At 59.5% G+C, this 19,639-nt stretch carries 13 protein-coding genes and 1 pseudogene; 5 read left to right on the forward strand and 9 right to left on the reverse strand.

Going from position 1 to position 19,639, the window contains the following annotated elements; translation table 11 throughout:
• Position 1: 1 nt before the first annotated feature.
• The 3 genes from ACYZT4_RS11735 to ACYZT4_RS11745 form a co-directional block, all read right to left on the reverse strand.
• Entirely contained in the window at positions 2-1,246 is a 1,245-nt protein-coding gene (locus ACYZT4_RS11735) for a hypothetical protein (RefSeq protein WP_461987932.1), read from the reverse strand.
• The gene (locus tag ACYZT4_RS11740) at positions 1,243-2,448 is read right to left on the reverse strand and encodes an HlyD family efflux transporter periplasmic adaptor subunit (RefSeq protein WP_461987933.1); all 1,206 of its coding nucleotides are present in this window, start codon (positions 2,446-2,448) and stop codon (positions 1,243-1,245) included. The genes ACYZT4_RS11735 and ACYZT4_RS11740 overlap by 4 nt, the downstream gene beginning before the upstream one ends.
• A 515-nt stretch (positions 2,449-2,963) precedes the next feature.
• Positions 2,964-4,412, reverse strand: coding sequence for a glyceraldehyde-3-phosphate dehydrogenase (locus tag ACYZT4_RS11745; RefSeq protein WP_461987935.1), 1,449 nt, complete (start codon positions 4,410-4,412; stop codon positions 2,964-2,966).
• Between the two features lie 379 nt (positions 4,413-4,791).
• On the opposite strand from ACYZT4_RS11745, the gene mfd reads away from it, so the two are divergent.
• The 3 genes from mfd to ACYZT4_RS11760 are packed head-to-tail and all read left to right on the forward strand — an operon-like array spanning position 4,792 to position 11,520.
• Positions 4,792-8,241: a transcription-repair coupling factor gene (gene mfd / locus ACYZT4_RS11750; RefSeq protein ID WP_461987937.1), complete on the forward strand. Its 3,450-nt coding sequence runs from the start codon at positions 4,792-4,794 to the stop codon at positions 8,239-8,241.
• Positions 8,242-8,251: 10 nt separating this feature from the next.
• Positions 8,252-8,818, forward strand: a complete 567-nt coding sequence (locus ACYZT4_RS11755) for a CsiV family protein (protein WP_461987939.1) — start codon at positions 8,252-8,254, stop codon at positions 8,816-8,818.
• 11 nt (positions 8,819-8,829) lie between these two features.
• Complete coding sequence (locus ACYZT4_RS11760) at positions 8,830-11,520, forward strand: SNF2-related protein (RefSeq protein WP_461987941.1); 2,691 nt, start codon at positions 8,830-8,832, stop codon at positions 11,518-11,520.
• A 14-nt stretch (positions 11,521-11,534) separates the two neighbouring features.
• Here the strand turns inward: ACYZT4_RS11760 and ACYZT4_RS11765 are convergent.
• The 4 genes and pseudogenes from ACYZT4_RS11765 to ACYZT4_RS11780 form a co-directional block, all read right to left on the reverse strand.
• Positions 11,535-14,625: pseudogene (locus tag ACYZT4_RS11765) on the reverse strand (DEAD/DEAH box helicase); the annotation flags it as partial.
• A 45-nt stretch (positions 14,626-14,670) separates the two neighbouring features.
• Positions 14,671-15,408 (reverse strand): S-methyl-5'-thioinosine phosphorylase, encoded by a 738-nt coding sequence (locus ACYZT4_RS11770; protein ID WP_461987943.1) that lies wholly within the window; start codon positions 15,406-15,408, stop codon positions 14,671-14,673.
• 12 nt (positions 15,409-15,420) lie between these two features.
• The gene (gene nagZ, locus ACYZT4_RS11775) at positions 15,421-16,431 is read right to left on the reverse strand and encodes a beta-N-acetylhexosaminidase (RefSeq protein ID WP_461987945.1); all 1,011 of its coding nucleotides are present in this window, start codon (positions 16,429-16,431) and stop codon (positions 15,421-15,423) included.
• A 159-nt stretch (positions 16,432-16,590) separates the two neighbouring features.
• Positions 16,591-17,298: a TetR/AcrR family transcriptional regulator gene (locus ACYZT4_RS11780; RefSeq protein WP_008028474.1), complete on the reverse strand. Its 708-nt coding sequence runs from the start codon at positions 17,296-17,298 to the stop codon at positions 16,591-16,593.
• A 229-nt stretch (positions 17,299-17,527) separates the two neighbouring features.
• Between ACYZT4_RS11780 and lexA the strand changes: the two genes are divergently transcribed.
• Positions 17,528-18,136, forward strand: coding sequence for a transcriptional repressor LexA (gene lexA, locus ACYZT4_RS11785; protein WP_461987947.1), 609 nt, complete (start codon positions 17,528-17,530; stop codon positions 18,134-18,136).
• Between the two features lie 10 nt (positions 18,137-18,146).
• On the forward strand, positions 18,147-18,620 hold the full coding sequence (gene sulA, locus ACYZT4_RS11790; protein ID WP_461987949.1) for an SOS-induced cell division inhibitor SulA: 474 nt from the start codon (positions 18,147-18,149) through the stop codon (positions 18,618-18,620).
• An 80-nt stretch (positions 18,621-18,700) separates the two neighbouring features.
• Here the strand turns inward: sulA and ACYZT4_RS11795 are convergent, their stop codons facing one another.
• Both ACYZT4_RS11795 and ACYZT4_RS11800 read right to left on the reverse strand, forming a co-directional pair.
• The gene (locus ACYZT4_RS11795) at positions 18,701-18,934 is read right to left on the reverse strand and encodes a hypothetical protein (RefSeq protein ID WP_461987951.1); all 234 of its coding nucleotides are present in this window, start codon (positions 18,932-18,934) and stop codon (positions 18,701-18,703) included.
• Positions 18,935-19,088: 154 nt separating this feature from the next.
• Positions 19,089-19,613: a DUF6586 family protein gene (locus tag ACYZT4_RS11800; RefSeq protein WP_461987953.1), complete on the reverse strand. Its 525-nt coding sequence runs from the start codon at positions 19,611-19,613 to the stop codon at positions 19,089-19,091.
• Positions 19,614-19,639 lie beyond the last annotated feature (26 nt).

Here is a 19,639-nt window from a genome sequence, read left to right on the forward strand (position 1 = left end):
GTCAGTTAGCCTCTGGCGAGCCGGTAAAGGGGTTGACGCCGGTGGCCGCAATCGCTGCCCACGCCGTGGCGCCCAGGTGAGGCAGGTGGTAATAGAAGAAATCGTTGGTGACCGAATCCGGGCCGATGGCCAGCCCGGTGCTGATGCGCGGTGCCGGTGTCGCAAACAGCCAGCCATCGCCCGCCTCTTGTGCGAGCAGCACGCTCCACAGCGGTTGCGCCTTGTCACTCAGGCCATTCAATTGCGCCACGGCCGCCGCCTGCGCCGTGCCCTCGGTCCATAAGCCGTCGGGGTCGCGGTTGAAACCGTAGCCGTCGCCAGCGCGGTGAGCATGATCGATAAACGCGAAGACCCGCCGCCAATCCTTGGGCGGGTCCTGCAGGGCAATCAGCGGCCAGATCTGCGCGTCCAGTCCCGAGCGCACGCGGTCGGACGTCTGGCCATCCGCGCCGGTGCCGATCAGGAACCGCCCTTCCTTGGCATCCCACTGGCTGGAGACGAATTGCCGGGCAATCTGCGCCTGTTGCGCCGAACCCTGATCCGGCGCCACCGCATCAAGCGCCGACCACGCCGCCGCGAGGTCGACGTTGTGCTCGGTGGACTTCCAGTTCTGCTGGACCTGTTTGGAGAAGTAGCCGTAATAACCGCCGCTGAAGCCGGCCGGTGATTGGCCGTCGTAGGTATTTTTCTGCGACCACTGCAGGACTTTTCTTGCGGCCTCCAGGTAAGACGGCTCAGCGCTTTGGCGAAAAGCCTCCAGCAGCGCCAATGCCGCCCATGCCTGATTGCCGGTGGCGCTGCTGACCTGGTAGGCGTCCTGATTCCAGGCGTTGCGCTCGACGCTCCAGTAACCGGGCAATTTCATCGACGGCGAACCTGCCGGGCCGGCGGCGTAGGCGTTGCGCAATCGGCCGTCCTGGTACTCGGGATCGTGCTGCGTGGCGAACACCAAGGCGTCGGCGATGCGTCGTGCCGATTCGGCTTTGCCACAGGCAAACAGCGCAATGCTCGCCAAGGCGTTGTCGTACGTGAATGCCACGCCACGCAACGCGAGGATCGGTGCAGGTTGACCGTTCAACGGTGGATAACTCGCCACCAGCACCGGACCCGCCGGTTGCGAGGTGACCGCCCGATCCAGCGCCGCGCACGTCATTGCCGCCAGTTGCGGCCGCGCCTGGGCCGCGAGCGCGGACGCCCCGCTGCTGATCAGCATCACACCCACCACTCCTCGCAAGACGCTGTTCATGGTCGCGACACCTCGGCGCTGGCCCACAGCCCCGGATTGCAGGTCATGGCGCGCTGGCTCTCGGTCAGGTCTGCCGCAAAGGTGCCGACCACGTACACCGAGTTTTGCTCGGCGTACGGAAACGGCACGCTGTAGGTGTTGGCGCGAATGTCCGAGGCGCTGGACAGCAACTGCACCACACTGGCTTTGAGCGGTTGGTCGAGGCCGCGTATTTTCACGGTCAACACGCTGTCGCGATTGATCTTGCTCGCCATGCGCTCAGGGAACACCGCAATCACGTAGCTCTGCGCGCAATCGGTGGCGCGCAACAAGGTCGAGCCGGCCTGTACCAACGTGCCCTGTGGCGCCAACAATTCCTGAACGGTGCCGGGCGAATAGGCGACGACGTCGTAACCGGCCATCAACTTCATGCGGTTTTGTTCGGTTTCGATCAGTTGGTTGAGGTTGTCGAGTTCCTGCTGATAGGTCGCGCGATTGCGCGCCTGATTGTCCAGACTGAGCTTGAGCGTGGTCATCTGCGCGCTGAGGTCGAACATGCGCAGTTGATCGGGATCGAGGTAGACCTGCTGGTTGGCGGCGCTGACATCGCCGTCACTGATGCGAAGTTGCGAACGCACCGACTCCGCCGCACCTTGCAAAGACGCCAGCTGCGCTTTCGACGAGGCGACCACCGCACCACTCACCGCGCCTTGCACGAACAACTCGAGATTGCGTTCGACGGTTTCCTGAGCATCCATCAACCGCGCACTGGCGGCGCTGTTTTCGGCTTTCAGGGCTTTCTGGGTGAAGAGTTGGCGGGTATGAAATGCGGTTTGGTATTGCTGGCTGGTTTTCTCCAGCGCCTCGTAATACTGCTGATCATGCTCGGCCTGACTGGCCGAAGATGACAGTTGTTGCTCAAGTGTGAGTCGCCGGGTTTGCAGTGTCAGCAAGGTTTCCTGATTCGCTCGCGGGTTTTCAACCACGGCAATTTTCTGGCCCTGAACAAACGTCGCGCCGGGTTTGACTTCCAATGCGCTCACTACGCCATCAATTGGCGTTGTCAGCAGAATCACCGGTGCATTCAAAATCGCCCGCGTGGCCGATGCCGAGACTAACGGCATGAGTAACGTCGACAACAACAGCCAGATGATGAAACCAAGAACTCCCAGACCGACCAGACGGGGCAACAGTGATAATAGCCTTGAGCGTTCTTCCGCCATGTTCGACTCTCCCGATAAACCAACCGCGTAAAGTCAGGCAATAGCAGGCCGTGACCGCAAGACACTTTTGGCAGGGTGAGCGAGACACAATGATTTCTTCGGACGGCAACTAAGCCGACGCTGTTTATGTGGTTTTTATTGTGATGTGAGCAGGAATGAGATTCCCGTCTTTTTGGAGAGTTGCTGTACAGCGCAGTGACCGAACCCGAGGCAGAGCGGGCGTTGTCATTGGCGACACTAGATTCAGTGAGTTGGGGTGTCAAGTAGTTGAGCTGAACGATTAAATGACGCCAAATATGTAGCGCGAACCCTATTGGATCCACTCCTGGTTTTAAGCGGCGAGCAAACTACAACTGTTTATTTTTATTGGAAGTTTTTATTTTTAATGGCTGAATGAACGTTGTATACATTTTTAGATAATTATTAATGATTCACTGCACAGATTAAAAAGATATAAGTCGCACAAACAAAAACGCCCCGACCGAGGTCGGGGCGTTTTCATGTGTTGCTAATGCTTAACGCGGGAAGGCTGGCGGGTTTACCCCGGCCATGTCTTCCATCACGCGAACCACCTGGCAGCTGTAACCGAATTCGTTGTCGTACCAGACGTACAGCACAACGCGGTTATCCTGGGTGATGGTGGCTTCAGCATCCACCACCCCGGCGTGGCGCGAACCAACGAAGTCGGTGGACACCACTTCCTGCGAATTGACGAAGTCGATCTGCTTGTGCAGATCCGAGTGCAGCGCCATATAGCGCAGGTACTCGTTCATCTCTTCACGGGTAGCGGCTTTCTCAAGGTTCAGGTTGAGAATGGCCATCGACACGTTAGGCGTCGGAACGCGGATCGCGTTACCGGTCAGCTTGCCGGCCAGCTCAGGCAAGGCCTTGGCAGCAGCGGTGGCAGCACCGGTCTCGGTGATTACCATGTTCAACGCAGCGCTACGGCCACGACGATCGCCCTTGTGGAAGTTGTCGATCAGGTTCTGGTCGTTGGTGTACGAGTGAACCGTTTCAACGTGACCGTTGATGATGCCGAACTTGTCGTTGACAGCTTTCAGCACCGGCACGATGGCGTTGGTGGTGCAGGAAGCGGCCGACACGATCTTGTCGTCAGCGGTGATTTCGCCATGGTTGATACCGTGAACGATGTTCTTCAGCTTGCCTTTGCCCGGCGCAGTCAGAACAACGCGGTCGATACCCGGGCAAGCCAGGTGCTGGCCCAGGCCCTCGGCGTCACGCCATACACCAGTGTTGTCCACTAGCAGCGCGTCTTTGATGCCGTACTGGGTGTAATCCACTTCAGTCGGGCTTTTCGCGTAGATAACCTGGATCAAGTTGCCGTTGGCGGTGATGGTGTTGTTTTCTTCGTCGATGGTGATGGTGCCGTTGAACGAACCATGGACCGAATCGCGACGCAGCAGGCTGGCGCGCTTGGTCAGGTCGTTATCGGCGCCCTTGCGCACGACGATGGCGCGCAGACGCAGACCGTCGCCACCACCGGTTTTTTCGATCAGGATGCGTGCCAGCAGACGACCGATACGACCGAAGCCGTACAGTACAACGTCAGTGCCTTTGCGAGCGGAGGCGTTCTGCTGGCCAACCACGTCAGCCATTTCTTCACGGACGAACTGCTCGGCAGTGCGGCCATTGCCTTCGACGCGGAATTTGTACGCCAACTTGCCCAAATCTACCGAAGCCGCGCCGAGCTTGAGCTCGCTCATGGCTTTCAGCAGAGGGAATGTTTCGTGGACGGAGAGTTCGCTATCGTCGGAAGAACGATGGCGAGCAAAGCGGTGAGCTTTGAGAATCGCGATGACAGACTGGTTGATCAGGCTGCGGCCATAGATCGAGCTCACCACGTTGTTATTGCGGTAGAGCTGACCGATAAGCGGAATCATCGCTTCTGCGAGTGCTTCACGGTCGATCCATTCACCAAGACACTGGTCGGGCTTCTGAGTCACGGGAACCTTCCACTATGTAGGGGCAGAAAAAAGGGGCTACATTATGCCGCCGAGTGACCTCGGTAGCAATGCGCACCTGTCGTGCAATCCGTAACCAATTTCCGTTCAAAAAAATTACGCACTGCCGCAGCCCAGCAAAACCGTGGCTTTCAGCGCAGTCAATTTTTTGGAGACACCGCTGTCTTGTCCGTAACCCTCCGTAACACCCGGTCGTTTTGCCACTACATAATCGGTGATTTTCCGTAAAAAAACGGCGAATTTTGTGTTTACCACTACATTTCGCCAAACCTGCGTAATAGACGCAGTCTGCAACTGACAGGCGGCACCCGGGGCCGCTACAATTACCGACTTTGTCGCAACGCTTGGAGCTCAACCTTCCGTGCCCGTTCTGCGTCTACCGCTTCTCCCTGCCGCGGCAGGTAAACAGCACTGGGGCAATCTGCCCGGTGCCGCCCTGAGCCTGGCCATCGCCGAGGCTGCCAGCGCTGCCAAGCGCTTTACCCTGTTGCTCACCGCCGACAGCCAGACGGCTGAACGGCTGGAACAGGAGCTGAGTTTCTTCGCCCCGGATTTGCCCGTGCTGCATTTCCCGGACTGGGAAACCCTGCCCTACGACCTGTTCTCGCCGCATCAGGACATCATCTCCCAGCGTATTGCTGCTCTTTATAGATTGCCGGAGCTGAGTCATGGCGTGCTGGTGGTGCCGATTACCACGGCCCTGCATCGCCTGGCGCCGACCCGGTTCCTGCTCGGCAGCAGCCTGGTGCTGGACGTTGGCCAGAAGCTCGATGTCGAGCAGATGCGTACCCGGCTCGAGGCCAGCGGCTACCGCTACGTCGACACGGTGTACGAGCATGGCGAGTTCACCGTTCGCGGCTCGCTGATCGATCTGTTCCCGATGGGCAGCAAACTGCCCTTTCGCATCGACCTGTTCGACGACGAGATCGAGACGCTGCGCACCTTCGACCCGGAAAACCAGCGCTCCATCGACAAGGTCGACACCGTGCGCCTGTTGCCGGCCCGCGAGTTTCCACTGCAAAAAGATGCGGTCACGCGCTTCAAGGCGCGTTTCCGTGAGCGCTTCGATGTCGACTTCCGCCGCTGCCCGATCTTTCAGGACTTGAGCAGCGGGATTACACCGGCCGGTATCGAGTACTACCTGCCGCTGTTCTTCGACGAAACCTCGACGCTGTTCGATTACCTGCCCCAGGACACCCAGGTGTTTTCCTTGCCGGGCATCGAGCAGGCCGCGGAGAATTTCTGGAACGACGTGCGCAATCGTTATGAAGAGCGCCGCGTCGACCCAGCCCGTCCCTTGTTGCCACCAGCCGAATTGTTCCTGCCAGTGGAAGATTGCTTCGCGCGCCTGAAGAACTGGCCACGCGTCGTCGTCAGCCAACAGGACGTGGAAACCGGCGTCGGTCGCGAGCGTTTCCCCGCGCGTGCACTGCCTGACCTGGCGATCGAATCCAAGGCGACACAGCCGTTGGCGGCGCTGGCGGGTTTCCTCGACGAGTTTCCCGGACGCGTGCTGTTTACCGCCGAGTCCGCGGGCCGCCGCGAAGTATTGCTGGAACTGCTCGAACGACTGAAGCTGCGACCGAAAACCGTCGACAGCTGGCCGGACTTTGTCGCGAGCAAAGAACGCCTGGCGATTACCATTGCACCGCTCGACGAAGGCCTGGTCCTCGACGATCCGGCCTTGGCGCTGGTCGCGGAAAGCCCGCTGTTCGGGCAGCGCGTCATGCAGCGTCGACGCCGTGAAAAGCGCACCGACGCGAACAACGATGCAGTCATCAAGAACCTCACCGAACTGCGCGAAGGCGCTCCGGTGGTGCACATCGATCACGGCGTTGGCCGATATCTGGGTCTTGCGACGCTGGAGATCGACGACCAGGTCGCCGAGTTCCTGACCCTGCAATACGCCGAGGGCGCCAAGCTGTACGTGCCGGTGGCCAACCTGCACCTGATCGCCCGATACACCGGCAGCGACGACGCCCTGGCGCCGCTGCACCGCCTCGGTTCCGAGACCTGGCAGAAAGCCAAACGCAAAGCCGCCGAACAGGTGCGCGATGTCGCCGCCGAGCTGCTCGACATTTATGCCCGCCGCGCAGCGCGCGAGGGTCATGCTTTCGAAGATCCGAAAGCCGATTACGCGACGTTCAGCGCCGGTTTCCCGTTCGAAGAAACGCCGGACCAGCAAACCACCATCGACGCCGTGCGCGCCGACATGCTCGCCCCGAAACCGATGGATCGCCTGGTCTGCGGCGACGTTGGTTTCGGCAAGACCGAAGTGGCGATGCGCGCCGCATTCATTGCGGTTCACGGCGGTCGTCAGGTGGCGATTCTGGTGCCGACCACCCTGCTCGCCCAACAGCATTACAACAGTTTCCGCGACCGCTTCGCCGACTGGCCGGTGACGGTGGAAGTGATGAGCCGCTTCAAGTCGACCAAGGAAGTGAACGCCGCCGTCGCCCAGCTCGCCGAAGGCAAGATCGACATCGTCATCGGCACGCACAAGTTGCTGCAGGACGACGTGAAGATCAAAAACCTCGGGCTGGTGATCATCGACGAAGAGCACCGTTTCGGTGTCCGTCAGAAAGAACAGCTGAAGGCACTGCGCAGTGAAGTCGACATCCTCACGCTCACCGCCACGCCGATTCCGCGTACGCTGAACATGGCCGTGTCGGGCATGCGCGACCTGTCGATCATCGCCACGCCGCCGGCCCGTCGCTTGTCGGTGCGCACTTTCGTCATGGAACAGAACAAGAGCACGGTAAAAGAGGCCCTGCTGCGTGAGTTGCTGCGCGGCGGCCAGGTCTATTACCTGCACAACGATGTGAAGACCATCGAGAAATGCGCCGCCGACCTCGCCGAACTGGTGCCGGAAGCACGGATCGGCATCGGCCACGGGCAGATGCGCGAACGCGAACTCGAACAGGTGATGAGCGATTTCTATCACAAGCGCTTTAACGTGCTGATTGCCTCGACCATCATCGAGACCGGCATCGACGTGCCGAGCGCTAACACCATCATCATCGAACGCGCCGACAAGTTCGGCCTGGCGCAGTTGCACCAGTTGCGCGGACGCGTCGGTCGCAGCCATCACCAGGCCTACGCGTACCTGCTGACTCCGCCGCGCCAGCAAATCACCCCCGACGCGGAAAAGCGTCTGGAAGCGATCGCCAACACCCAGGACCTCGGCGCGGGTTTCGTGCTCGCCACCAATGACCTGGAAATCCGTGGCGCCGGCGAACTGCTGGGCGACGGTCAAAGCGGGCAGATTCAGGCGGTCGGTTTCACCCTTTATATGGAAATGCTCGAGCGCGCGGTGAAGTCAATTCGCAAGGGTGAACAACCGAATCTCGATCAACCATTGGGCGGTGGCCCTGAAGTCAATCTGCGCGTTCCGGCGTTGATTCCCGAAGACTACCTGCCAGATGTCCACGCGCGGCTGATTCTGTACAAGCGCATTGCCTCGGCCACCGATGAGGATGGTCTCAAGGACCTGCAAGTGGAGATGATCGATCGTTTCGGCTTGTTGCCGGAGCCGACCAAGAACCTGATGCGCATCACCGCGTTGAAGTTGCAGGCCGAACTGCTGGGCATCAAGAAAGTCGATGGTGGCCCGCAAGGTGGTCGAATCGAGTTCGCGGCCCAGACGCCGGTCGATCCGCTGACCCTGATCAAACTGATTCAGGGCCAGCCTAAACGTTATAAATTCGAAGGGGCCACGATGTTTAAATTCATGGTGCCGATGGAGCGTCCGGAAGAACGCTTTAATACAGTCGAGGCTCTGCTTCAATGCCTCATCCCGAAAACTGCTTGAAGGACGCCGCATGCGCCTGTTTCGCTCTCTGACTTTGCTGATGACCCTGGTGGCTCCCACGGCGTTTGCCGATGACCTGTATCAGATTGAAATGATTCTGGTCCGCCAAAATGCCGTGCCCGCCATTGTCAGTCGCGCCGCCCCGGAAGACTGGGCCGCCGGCGCCCAGCGCGTCAACCCGCAGAGCCTGCGCACGCCAAGCCTGAACGGCGAAGTGGAAAAACTCACCGCCAGCAACGATTACACGGTGTTACTGCACAAGGCCTGGCAACAGAACCTCGGCGAAGCAGCCAGCAAAGTAGCGATCAGCGACGGCAACGAGCAGTTCGGCCAGTTCCCGATCGAGGGCACGCTCAACCTGAAACTGGGACGCTTTACCGACGTCGATGCCGACTTCTGGGTCAACCAGATCGACGGCAACGGCATGGTCACTGCCAGTGAACGCCTCAAGCAGGAAAGCCACACCAAGAACGGCCAGTTGAACTTCCTCGACAACGGCCACCTCGGCCTGCTGATCAAGATCACCTCGCTCACAGCCCCTGCGCCCCGGCCAGTCCCCGATGAAATTCCGGACTGATTGAAGGCCTTATGCCCCCGACCCTGAGCAAACCCCTGGCACCTTCCTGGGTCAGCCGATTCAAGGAACAGAGTCTGGAGCGCGGCCGCCGCTATGCGCTGGAAAACCGCGTCAGGATCGTCGAGGTCGGTGACGCGACCATTACCGCCGCGTGTGAAGGCTCCGGCGGCAACGTTTACCGTCAGACCATTCGCCTGCGTGAGTCAGCCAAAGCCACACTGTTGATGGTCGATGCCACGTGCAGCTGTCCGGTGCGCAGCAACTGCAAACATTGCGCAGCGGTGTTGCTGAAAGTACAGGAAACCCTCGCCTACCCCGCCGCCGCACAAGACGCCGAATTGCTTGAGAAACTCCAGGCCGTCCTGGAAAACCGCAGTCCGAAAGCGCCTCCGCAAGTGCTGGTCGACAACGTGCAACCGGTGCCGCGCCTGTGGCTGGCGAGCATCGAGTTCAGCGCCTTCGAGCCGCGCAACGGCAAGATGCAGCGCTACATCCAGCATCGCGCGGCGCTGTCCTTCAGCTATCTGGATGAATATGTGTGCGGGCAGAAAAATGCCGACGTCTTGATTCGTCAGGAGGCGCAGACGCTGCGGATAAAACGTCAGCCGGAAGTCGAACAGGCCTACAGGGAACAGTTGCGAATCCTCGGTTTCAAGATCGCCACCCGGCAAAGCAAGGCGCTGCCGGAAAGTGCCGGCGATCTCCACGAGATGATCAACGACAGCGCCTGGCTGACCTTCACCCTCAACGAGCTGCCGAAGCTGCGCGCTCAAGGCTGGGAGCTGCAGATCGACGAGGAGTTCGGCTTCGACCTGACGGCCGTGGACGATTGGTACGCCACCGTAGAGCAGGCGCCTGAACGCGACTGGTTCGATCTGGAACTGGGGATCATCGTCAATGGCGAACGGCTGAGTCTACTGCCGATCCTGTTGAACCTGATGCGCTCACACACCGAGATCCTCAACCCGGAACGTCTCGCCCGCCGGCGCGACGACGAACTGATTCTGGTGAACATCCCCAATCGCCCGAACTCGGAGTACGGCCCGTTGCAAGTGGCCCTGCCCTTTGGGCGTTTAAAACCGGTACTCGCGACCCTGGGCGAGTTCTACCTGCAAGGACCCGGCGAAACCACGCTGCGCCTGAGTAAGGCCGACGCCATTCGTTTGAACCCGCTGGAAGGCATGCCGCTGCTCTGGGAAGGTGGCGAGCAGATCCGCACTTTTGCCCAGCGTCTGCGGGACATCAAGGACTACACCGCGACTGCGCCGGAAGGCTTGAATGCGACGCTGCGCCCGTATCAGCTGGAAGGCTTGAGCTGGATGCAGTCGTTGCGGCAACTGGAAGTCGGCGGGATTCTCGCGGACGACATGGGTCTGGGCAAAACCCTACAGACGCTGGCGCATGTTCTCAGCGAAAAAAACGCCGGACGCCTGGATCGCCCGTGCATGGTGGTGATGCCCACCAGCCTGATCCCCAACTGGCTCGACGAAGCGGCGCATTTCACCCCGCAGCTCAAAGTGCTGGCGCTGTATGGCGCCAGTCGCAAAAAGCACTTCGAGCATTTGGCCGAATATGACCTGATCCTGACCACCTACGCGCTATTGCCCAAGGACGTCGAACGCCTGGCTGCACAGCCGCTGCACGTATTGGTGCTGGACGAAGCGCAGTACATCAAGAACCCCAACAGCAAAGCCGCCCAGGCTGCGCGAGCGCTCAACGCGCGCCAGCGCTTGTGCCTCAGCGGCACGCCACTGGAAAACCACCTGGGTGAACTGTGGTCGTTGTTTCACTTCCTGTTGCCGGGCTGGCTCGGCGACGTGAAAAGCTTCAACCGCGATTACCGTGTGCCGATTGAAAAGCGCGCCAGCGAAGTAAGACTTCAGCACTTGAACGGTCGGATCAAACCGTTCCTGCTGCGTAGGACCAAAGAGCAAGTGGCGACGGAATTACCGCCGAAGACCGAAATCATCCATTGGGTCGAGCTCAACGAAGCTCAACGCGATGTGTACGAAACCATGCGCCTGGCCATGGACAAGAAGGTGCGCGACGAGATCATCCGCAAGGGCGTGGCGCGCAGCCAGATCATCATTCTTGAGGCGCTGCTGAAGCTGCGCCAGGTGTGCTGCGATTTACGCCTGGTCAATGATGCCGCCCTGCCGACACGCGGAAGCACCTCGGGCAAGCTCGACAGCCTGATGGAAATGCTTGAGGAGTTGTTCGAGGAAGGCCGACGGGTTCTGCTGTTTTCACAATTCACCTCGATGCTTGCGTTGATCGAGGTCGAGCTGAAGAAACGTGGCGTTGAATATGCACTACTGACCGGACAGACCCGCGACAGGCGCTCGCCGGTGAAGGATTTCCAGAGCGGCAAGCGTCAGATCTTTCTGATCAGTTTGAAGGCCGGCGGTGTGGGCTTGAACCTGACGGAAGCGGACACGGTGATTCATTACGACCCGTGGTGGAACCCGGCGACGGAAAATCAGGCAACCGACCGCGCGTATCGTATTGGCCAGGAAAAACCGGTGTTCGTTTACAAGATGATTGCCAGGGGCACGGTGGAAGAGAAGATTCAGCACCTGCAGAAGGAAAAGTCCGACCTGGCCGCGGGCGTGCTGGATGGGCGCAAGACCGGGGACTGGAAGTTGCAGAGTGATGACATTGAAGCGTTGTTTGCGCCGTTACCGGATAAGCTGGAGAAATAGCGAATTTCAGGACTTCGGATTGGCAACGGCGCAAATAACGCCTCGATATCGCTCTGCTCAAGTTTCCACCCACCCGCAGTTCCGCCCTCAAGCACCGCCCCGGCAAGTGCGGCTTTCTCCTGCTGCAGCGCCTGGATCTTCTCCTCCACGGTGCCGCGCGCAATCATCTTGTACACGAACACCGGTTTATCCTGACCAATACGATACGCGCGGTCCGTCGCCTGATTTTCAACCGCTGGGTTCCACCACGGATCGAAGTGGATCACGGTGTCGGCTGCCGTCAAGTTCAGCCCCGTGCCGCCCGCCTTCAGGCTAATCAAAAACAACGGCACTTTACCGCTTTGAAAATCCTGGACAGGCGTCCGCCGATCCGTTGTATCACCCGTCAACAATGAGAACCCGATCCCTCGTTGTTGCAACTCTTCCTCAATCAACGCGAGCATCGAGGTGAACTGTGAAAACAGCAAAATCTTGCGCCCTTCGCTGAGCAACTCTTCAAGCATCTCCATCAACCCAGTCAGCTTGCCGCTACCCGCACGGAGCGCTTTCGCCGTCAGCGTCATCTTCACCAGCCGCAGATCGCAACAGACCTGACGCAACTTGAGCAACGCGTCGAGAATGATGATCTGGCTGCGCGCGACCCCGCTGCGGGCGATTTCGTCACGCACTTTTTTATCCATCGCCACGCGCACGGTTTCATACACGTCACGCTGCCCGTCGCTGAGCTCGACCCAATGCACAATCTCCGTTTTGGGTGGCAACTCGGTGGCGACCTGTTCCTTCTTGCGGCGTAACAGGAAAGGCTTTATCCGTGCGGTCAGGTGGTGCATCCGCTCGCTATTGCCATGCTTCTCGATCGGCGTGCGGTAGTCGCGATTGAAGGTTTTGCTGTCGCCGAGCCAGCCGGGCAGCAGGAAGTGGAACAACGACCAGAGTTCGCCGAGGTGATTTTCGAGCGGGGTGCCGGACAGGCACAAACGCTGCCGGGCATTCAGGTCCCGGGCCGCCTGCGCCGCTTTGCTCAGCGGGTTTTTGATATTTTGCGCCTCATCAAGAATCAGCACACTCCAGACCTGCGGCTGTAACACCTCAAGATCCCGGGGTAACAAGGCATAGGTGGTTAACACCAGATCGTATTCGGCAAGGCGGGCAAAATCTTTTTGCCGAAAGGCACCATGGAGCGCCAGCACTTTCAGTTGCGGGGTAAAACGCGCCGCTTCGTCGAGCCAGTTGGGGATCAGGCTGGTCGGCATCACCGCCAGCGCCGGCAGGTCGAGGCGCCCCGTCTGTTTCTCCAACAGCAAATGAGCCAGGGTCTGTAGGGTCTTGCCCAGGCCCATGTCGTCGCCGAGGATACCGCCGACTTCCAGCTCGCGAAGGGTTTGCATCCAGTTCAGGCCTTCGAGCTGATAAGGGCGCAGGACCGCGTTGAGGCCTTCTGGTGCAGCCACACTGCTTTGGGTCGACTCACGTAATCGCTTGGCAAAACCCCGTAAACGTTCGTCGCCCTGCCACACCAACGGCAACCCCTCAAGCACACTCAAGCGCGCTGCATCAGGGCCATTCAAGCGCAACGAATCACCGCTGCTCACGCCTAAATACAACTCGCTGAGCGTCGCCATCAACGGCTTGATCCGCCCGAGAGTCAGCGCGACTTTGATGCCAGGCCCGGTACCGAACTGTCCGCCGTTGAGATCGAGCAATACCTGGTCGTCATCGTCGCGCAACACCAGATTAGCCGGCTCCAACAACTGCGGTTGTTTGCGAAGCAGTTGCAGGAGGATCGGCAACAGACTGTAACGCTCGCCATTGACCACGACTCCCAATTGCAGATCAAACCATTCCCGCCCCGGCGACTCCTCGACATCGGCATACCATTCATCCACGGGCTGCAAATTGAAATGAAAGCTGTCGGTGAGGCTGATCTGCCAATTCGCTTCTCTAAGCGCAGGAATACCGGATTGGACAAAGGCAAGCCACGCCGATTCGTCCGGCAAATCGAACATTTCACCGGCACTGTCGGGCAAGGCATCACTCTTGCGGGTGGCTTTTTTCAAGCCCTGTTTCTGCAAGGCTTGACGCAAGGCTTTTTCGGCAGCCGGTTTGCGCTGGATATGCTGGGTTTCGGTGCCAGACAGAATCAGCACTTCGGCGGATTTCTTGCCCGTCGCCAGGTGGCCGTTGTAAGTGAACGCCAGCGCAGCGCGGTGTTCGAGTTCGTATTGCCAGCTCCTGTAACGCTTGGTCGATGCCAGCGTCAGCACAGGTTGGGGTTCGACGTCATCAATGAAGCTGTCAGTCAATACGCACGGCGGGGGTGCGACTCGCGTCGCAGCGCCCATTCGATGGCTGAACTGCGCGGCTTGCCGAGCGGGGATGGCGGGGGCCAAGGACAAATGACACGCCAGTTTTGCGTCAAGCGAGGTTTCAAGCGGCCCGACCTGCATCCGCTCCCGGTCAAGATAATGCAACGGTTCCAGCGCCAGGATCGTTTCTTCCGGGGCTTTTGCACTACCCCATTGAGGGCGGAAACTGCCATTGGCTTGCTCGGCCCAGGCAAACTGCGCTGGCCTGGTGACACCGACGCTCAAAGGCTGCAGCTGTTCGAAGTAGAGGAACAACTTGTTGGAGCTGACGAGCCTTGCAGATTTCCAGCAGCCACTTGCCCGAAGTCGATGTCGCCTTCAGCTTGTACACCCAGCAAGTGCCGGCGCCTTTAGCGGACCCGCCATCGTCACCGGGAATATCGTTGAGCCAGCGTTCCAGTTCACGATTCAGCCGAACAGGAACGTGACTGTCAGGCGCTTCGACGGCGAGTGTTTGCAAATGGTAAATCACCGTCGCGCAGTGCTTGCAATCGACCCCTACAGGACATGAACACGTGCAAAACAGCGCCAAGTAACCCGATGGCAATTCGCGGAGTTCAATGATCTGCTGGTAGACATACCCTTCAGAACCTCGGCAGGTCGCAGTAACCAACACATCGTCAAGCTCGACGAGCTCTACTCGATGTTCATGGGCATACCTGCGCGCTTTATCCAGCGCACGATGGCTGAATTCCTGCGTCCACGGCAGATGATGAATTTGCTCGATGATCGACGGCATAAAAACAACACTTCTGAAAATGACTGAATTTTGCCAAGGTCGAGCTCAGCCCTTGAGCACCCGCGCCAACGTCGACTTCACCTTGCCCATCCCGTCATGCAGCGCTTGCTCGATCTCGGCCATGGTAATCACCGCCGTCGACTTGCCTGCGCCCGGATTGACCACCAGCGCCAGGCAGGCGTAATCCAGTTCAAGCTCACGCGCCAGCGCGGCTTCCGGCATGCCGGTCATGCCGACGATGTCGCAGCCGTCGCGCTCCAGGCGGGCGATCTCTGCCACGGTTTCCAGACGCGGGCCCTGGGTGCAGGCGTAGACGCCATGACTGCTGTAGCCAACGCCTTCAGCCGCCAGCGCCGCGATCAATTGCTGACGCAGTGGCTCGCTGTAGGGGTAGCTGAAGTCGATGTGGGTGACCTGTTCCAGATCGTCGGCAAAGTAGGTGTGTTCGCGACCGCTGGTGTAGTCAATCAGCTGATGCGGCACGCAGAAATGCCCGGTGCCCATCGCGGCATGAATCCCGCCCACCGCATTGACCGCCAGGATCGCTTCGGCTCCGGCCTGTTTCAGCGCCCAGAGATTGGCGCGGTAGTTCACCTGATGCGGCGGAAAACGGTGCGGATGACCGTGGCGCGCGAGGAACAGCACTTCCTTGCCGGCATACTCACCGATCTGCACTTCGGCAGAAGGTGCGCCGTAAGGCGTGTCCACCGCCAGTGACTGACGAATGCTCAGGCCTTCGAGTTGCGTGAGGCCGGTGCCACCGATAATCGCGTAAACCGTCATGACGTAAAGTCCTTATTCAATCAGTTGAGCGTCTTTGAGCGCGCCAATGGCTATCAGCCAGCGCGGGTCCTGACGGTATTCAGTACTCGCATTCGCCTGGCTGCGCATCCGCGCGATGCGCCCGGACGGCTTGACCTTCAGACGCTGAGCGGCGCTCAAGGCGAGCTCCGCAGCGGCGCGGTCGTTGCACACCAGGCCCATGTCACAACCGGCAGACAGCGCCGCTTCGATACGGCTGGCGGCATCACCGACCACGTGCGCACCGGCCATCGACAGATCATCACTGAAGATCACGCCATCGAACTGCAACTCGCCACGCAGGATGTCCTGCAACCAGCGGCGGGAGAAGCCAGCAGGCTGGGAATCGACTTGCGGGTAGATGACATGAGCCGGCATGACGGCCGCCAGTTGCTGGCTCAACCGGGCGAACGGCACCAGGTCATTGGCGCGAATCTCGTCGAGGCTGCGCTCGTCATTCGGGATCGCGACGTGGGAATCTGCCTCGGCCCAGCCGTGGCCGGGAAAGTGTTTACCGGTGGCAGCCATGCCCGCGCTGTTCATGCCACGGATTAAGGCACCCGCCAGCAGCGCGGCGCGCTCCGGGTCACTTTCGAATGAGCGGGTGCCGACCACGGCGCTACGTTGGTAATCCAGGTCCAGCACCGGGGCGAAACTGAGGTCGAGGCCGACAGCCAGCACTTCGGTTGCCATGATCCAGCCACACTGCTCGGCCAGGTATTCGGCGTTCGGGTTATCAGCAATCGCGCGCATCGCCGGCAATCGCACGAAGCCCTGGCGCAAGCGCTGCACGCGACCGCCCTCCTGGTCCACCGCCAGCAGCAGATCGGGACGAATGGCCCGGATCGCGGCGCTTAATTCGCGTACCTGGCGCGGATGCTCGATGTTGCGGGCAAAAATGATCAGGCCGCCCACTTCAGGCTGGCGCAACAATTGGCGATCTTCAGCCGTCAGCCAATTACCGGCGACGTCCACCATCAACGAGCCTTGCAGGCCAGCAGTCATAGAGATTCCTTGAGAACGATGGACCCTGCTCGCACGTATCCGACGCCGTGGGCGGGGCCCGGCAGGTCGGTGATGAAAATAGGGAGCGGGTTCAGAACGAGAGTCGGCATGGGCGGCTAGCTTATCGGATGTAAGCTGCCGCGCCCACCCGTGCGCGGCTTAAACCTTGGCCGCAACTTGTGTCGATTTGCTGCGCGGGCGCAACTGCGCGGTGGCCATGGCCGTGTCGGTCACGCCGGTTTCGGCACGCATGCCAGCCGCCAGGAACGGCACCATCAGGCGCATTACTTGCTCGATAGAGGTGTTGACGCCGAAATCTGTCTCGGCAATCGCCCGCAGCGCCTTGATCCCTGACATGCTGAACGCCGCGGCGCCGAGCATGAAGTGCACGCGCCAGAACAGTTCGATCGGCGGGATACGCGGTGCGGCTTCGTTGACCAGCATCATGTAGCGGCGGAACACTTTGCCGTACATGTCTTCCAGATAACGGCGCAAATGGCCTTGGCTCTGGCTGAACGCCAGACCCAGCAAACGCATGAAAATCGACAGGTCGTTGCCGCTGCGTGGCTGCACCACGAGGGCTTGCTCGACGAGGATTTCCAGCAGCTCTTCCAATGTCGGCTTGTTCTCCGGCTTGGCCTGACGCCGCTCCAGCTCTTTATCGAGGCTCAGGCAGAACGGACCAAGGAAACGCGAGAACACGGCTTGAATCAGCGCCTTCTTAGAGCCGAAGTGATAGTTCACAGCCGCCAGATTCACACCGGCCTTGCTGGTGATCAAACGCAACGAGGTTTCAGCAAAACCTTTTTCCGCGAACAACTGCTCGGCAGCATCGAGAATGCGTTCAACGGTTTCCGACTGGGCCATGGCTACTCCGCCTGACAAACACTTGTTTGAAACATACGTTTCAGCCCAGGCCTTGTCAAGCCTGCCGGTTCGTTTCGGGAATGGTCAGTCAGCTATTTAACCATACATCTGCGCGGTGTTAATCAGCGTGCTGATTGACCGTCTGGCGGGCGCTGAAAAAAGGGGCATTGCCAAGATGCTTTCACTGTATATAATCCCAGTCACTGTATAAAAAGACAGAGCGATCGATATGCTAAAGCTGACGCCACGCCAAGCCGAGATTCTGGCCTTTATCAAACGTTGCCTTGAAGACAACGGCTACCCGCCGACCCGGGCGGAAATCGCCCAGGAACTGGGTTTCAAGTCGCCCAATGCGGCTGAAGAACACCTCAAGGCGCTGGCCCGCAAGGGCGCGATCGAGATGACGCCGGGCGCTTCCCGCGGGATCCGCATTCCCGGCTTCGAAGCCAAACCTGACGAATCTACCCTGCCGATAATCGGCCGGGTCGCTGCCGGTGCGCCGATCCTTGCCCAGCAGCACATTGAAGAGTCCTGCAACATCAACCCTGCCTTTTTCCATCCTCGCGCAGATTACCTGCTCCGCGTGCATGGCATGAGCATGAAGGACGTAGGTATTTTCGACGGTGACCTGCTGGCTGTCCACACCACCCGTGAGGCCCGCAACGGCCAGATCGTAGTTGCTCGTATCGGCGACGAGGTGACCGTCAAACGCTTCAAGCGTGACGGCAGCAAAGTCTGGTTGATTGCCGAAAACCCTGAATTCGCCCCTATCGAAGTGAACCTGAAAGATCAGGAACTGGTGATCGAAGGCTTGAGCGTCGGCGTCATTCGCCGCTAAAGGAGGCTTTATGCAGTTCCCACACACATCACAGCAAGCCCAACTGCCGTTGTTCGAGGCGTTCATGGTGCAGCCGATGGCGCCGATCCTGAAAGACGTGATCGAGTCGCCCTGGAGCGCCGAACCTGACGTTTTCAGCGAGCTGTCTTTACGTGGTGCGGCTGGAAACTGCCTGAATCTTCTGGCACCGATACTCAGAGAGCTGAGCGATGATCAGGACGCACGCTGGCTGACGCTGATCGCCCCGCCCGCCAGCCTGACCCAAACCTGGCTGCGAGATGCCGGCCTGAACCGTGAACGCATTCTGTTGCTGCAACCGCGCGGCACCCAGAGCGCCCAGCAGCTGACTTGCGAAGCCTTGCGCCTCGGCCGCAGCCACACTGTCGTCAGCTGGCTCAATCCGTTGAGCGCCACGGCACGGCAACAGTTGGTCAGCGCCGCCCGGATCGGGGATGCGCAAAGTCTGAATATTCGATTGGGTTAAACGAGAGTGCGCTGAGTCACGCAGGGCTTCTCAAAGGATAGAGAAGCCGATCTATAGCAGTGTCAGATCGACGAACGGGATCAATGAAGGACCCGAGAGCTCTCATCCGTATTGAAATCACCTTCAACCAAGCGACCGGCCATCTGAACGCCGACGCTCAGCATCGCCTTGGCGACTTCCACGTGCTGGCCTTGCAGGAATGCCTTGGCATCCTCGGAGAAATTCAACGTAACCAGAGAACCCTCGTCCTCAGCCCTTCGCAGCTCGATTCGGCCGTCTGGTAACTCGACAATTTCTAGAAAGGACGTTGGCATAAAGGTCTGTTCTCCACGAAAGGCGGGGATTATATAGGCATCGGCCAGGCTTCGCTCGGGATCTTGACCAGATGCCACTACGAAGAGAAATTTCTGACAGCATTCATCCCTGAACAGACGGTCTCTTGCAACTGCCTGTCGAACACTCAGTCCTTCAGCACTCGCTCAAGCCTTCGCGAAAACGGATCGCCAACCCCTTCAGGTTTTGACGCCAGCTCTCCAGCTCTTCACGACCGAGTTCTTCCGGCGCATCTTCTGCATCCAGATTAACCGCCAGAATCAACGGCTGTGTCACGTCACCCTTGGGCTTGTGCGGCACACGCGGCGGTTGAAACAATGCCGCATGCGCCGACAGCAGCTTGGCCAACCAAGTTTCCCGGTTTTGCGCCAGCTCGACCATCTCGGCCATTTCGGGTATGGCGATGGCCTCCAGCACTTCTCGGGTCAACAGCAGTTCTGCCCGAGGCGCGTTGGCCTGGGGCAAACGATAGAAACCGGCGATTTCATGGCACAGCCCCAGCAACGCACCGTACAGATGAAACAATGCCGATTCACGCCCCGCCTGAATCAGCGCCAGGGAGTTCATGGCCCGCCCCTCTTCGGCCTTGGCGAGTGCTTCCAGCGACAGGCCGGCGAAATAGATTTTCTGATTGGTACGGGTATAGAGTTCGTGGGCCATGACGGCAGTCTCCACAACGAAATAAT

It is taken from the genome of Pseudomonas sp. GB2N2 (assembly GCF_054897705.1).